The organism is Mycobacterium sp., assembly GCF_035633495.1.
Lineage (GTDB): Bacteria > Actinomycetota > Actinomycetes > Mycobacteriales > Mycobacteriaceae > Mycobacterium.
In genome coordinates, this window is the sequence record NZ_DASQEU010000190.1 from 1 (window position 1) to 2749 (window position 2749).

2 protein-coding genes are annotated in these 2749 nt (G+C 68.6%); one reads left to right on the top strand and one right to left on the bottom strand.

What is annotated here, in order from left to right:
• On the bottom strand, positions 1–1526 hold a 1526-nt coding region (gene pruA, locus VET27_RS26755; protein ID WP_526523114.1), incomplete at its 3' end, for an L-glutamate gamma-semialdehyde dehydrogenase.
• Positions 1527–1609: 83 nt separating this feature from the next.
• Between pruA and VET27_RS26760 the strand changes: the two genes are divergently transcribed.
• A partial coding sequence (locus VET27_RS26760; protein WP_526523116.1) for a PucR family transcriptional regulator occupies positions 1610–2749 on the top strand: 1140 nt, incomplete at its 3' end.

The window sequence follows — 2749 nt, forward strand, 5'->3', positions numbered from 1 at the left end:
CCCGACGCGCGTGACCCACCGAACGGCTGCTGGCCGACGACTGCACCGGTGGGCTTGTCGTTGACGTAGAAATTGCCTGCGGCATAACGCAACCGGTCCTCGGCAGCCAGCACGGCCGCACGGTCGTCGGCGATCACGGCACCGGTCAGCGCGTACTTCGACCCAGCGTCGACGATGCCGAGCACGTCGTCCCAGCGGGCGTCGTCGTACACGTGGACGGCCAGAATCGGGCCGAAGTACTCGGTCGAGAACGCTTCGTCGGTGGGGTCGTCGGACAGCAGCACCGTGGGCCGGACGAAATACCCTTCGCCTTCGTCGTATTCACCACCGACGGCGATCGTGACACCGGCCGCGCCCTTCGCCCGTTCGATGGCGTTGACGTTCTTGATGAAGGAGCGTTCGTCGATCAGCGCGCCACCGTAGTTGGACAGATCCGTCACGTCGCCGTACGCGAGTTGCTCGGTGGCGCCGAGGAAGTCATCGCCCATCTGCTGCCACACCGACCGTGGCACGAACGCCCGCGAGGCTGCCGAGCACTTCTGTCCCTGATAGTCGAAGGCTCCACGAATGAGCGCGGTGCGCAACACGTCTGGACGCGCCGAGGCGTGAGCGACGACGAAGTCCTTGCCGCCGGTTTCGCCGACGAGCCGTGGGTAGGTGTCGTAGCGGCCGATGTTGGCGCCGACTTCACGCCACAGGTGCTGGAACGTTGCGGTCGACCCGGTGAAGTGGATGCCTGCCAGCCGGGGATCGGGCAGCACCACGTCGGATATGGCGTAGCCGTCTCCGGTCACCAGATTGATGACGCCCGGCGGCAGTCCGGCCGCCTCGAGCAGCTGCATGATCAGATATGCCGAGAACGTCTGCGTGACAGACGGTTTCCACACGACGGTGTTGCCCATCAGCGCGGGTGCCGTCGGCAGGTTGCCTGCGATCGCCGTGAAGTTGAAGGGGGTGATGGCATAGACGAAGCCCTCGAGCGGGCGGTAGTCCGTGCGGTTCCATACGCCACGCGCGCTGATCGGCTGCTGAGCCATGAGTTGCCTGGCGAAGGCCACGTTGAAGCGCCAGAAGTCGACGAGCTCACACGACGCGTCGATCTCGGCCTGGTACGCGGACTTCGACTGGCCGAGCATGGTGGCGGCGACGAGCTTCTCCCGCCACGGCCCCGCGAGGAGATCCGCGGCGCGCAGGAAGACCGCGGCCCGCTCGTCGAAGGGGGTCGCGGCCCACGCCGGCTTGGCCGCGATCGCAGCGTCGACGGCTGCGGTCGCCTCGGCGGGGCCGGCGTTCGTCAGTGTGCCGAGCACCTCGCTGTGGCGATGCGGTTGGACGACGTCGATGCGGTCGCCGCTGCCCATCGTGTGCTTGCCTGCGATCACGTGGGGCAGATCGACGGGCCCGGCGGCGTTCAGCGCGGTCAGTTCGGTGACGAGCCTGCTGCGCTCTGGGCTGCCGGGTGCGTATTCATGCACCGGCTCATTGGTGGGGACCGGTACGTCGGTGACGGCGCTGAAGGCACTCATGTGACTAGCGTCTCTCATTGCCACGCCTGACCCGTTGGCCGATCGGACAGACATTCACCGATCGTTCAGTAAGATCGGCCAACATGAAGGCCGCCGGTGTTGGACTCGGGCAGCTGCTGCTCGCGCTGGACGCGACGATGGTGACCTTGGTGGAAGCCCCGCGCGGTCTGGACCTTCCCGTGGCGTCGGCGGCATTGATCGACGCCGACGACGTCCGCCTCGGGTTGGCGGTCGGCGCGGGCTCGGCCGACGTGTTCTTCATCCTGGGTGTCGGCGACGACGACGTGCTCGCCTGGCTGGTGCAACAGACGGCGCGGCGCGTCCCAGCGGCGATATTCGTCAAGGAACCATCCGACGCGGTGGTGGCTCGCGCGGTAGCCGCGGGCACGGCCGTCGTCGCGGTCGAGCCGAGGGCCCGTTGGGAACGGTTGTACCGCCTCGTCGACCACGTCTTCGAACACCACGGTGACCGGGCCGACCCGCTGTACGACTCGAGCACCGACTTGTTCGGGCTGGCACAGTCGATCGCCGACCGCACTCACGGCATGGTCAGCATCGAGGACGTCCAGAGCCACGTCCTGGCGTATTCGGCCTCCAATGACGAGGCCGACGAGTTGCGGCGGCTGTCGATCCTCGGCCGTGCGGGCCCGCCCGAGCACCTTGCGTGGATTGGCCGGGCAGGCATCTTCGACGCCCTGCGCGCGACCGGTGACGTCGTCCGCGTCGACGCCCGGCCCGAACTCGGCTTGAGGCCTCGCCGCGCGGTCGGCATTCATCACGCGGCGTCGGCCCGCAGGCGCGGTCCCGTGTTCGCGGGCACCATCTGGCTGCAGGAAGGCACCCGGCCGCTGGCCGAGGACGCGGACGACGTGCTGCGCGGCGCCGGAGTGCTGGCGGCGAGGATCATCTCGCGACTGGCCGCCACGCCGTCGACGCACGCGGTGCGGGTCCAGGAACTCCTCGGGCTGCGCGACGTCACCTTCGATGATGCGCAGGTGGCGGAGGTCGCGCGCGAACTCGGCATCGTGGCGGACGGGCGCGTCGCGGTGATCGGCTTCGACGGCGCCTCGGGTGCGCCCGCACGACTCGCCGACGTACTCGCGTTGAGTGCCAGCGCCTTTCGGCGGGATGCGCAGGTGGTGGCAGGCACCTCACGCGTCTACGTGCTGTTCCCGCACACCGGCAAGGCGTCCGCGGTGACGTCGTGGATCCGCGGCACCATC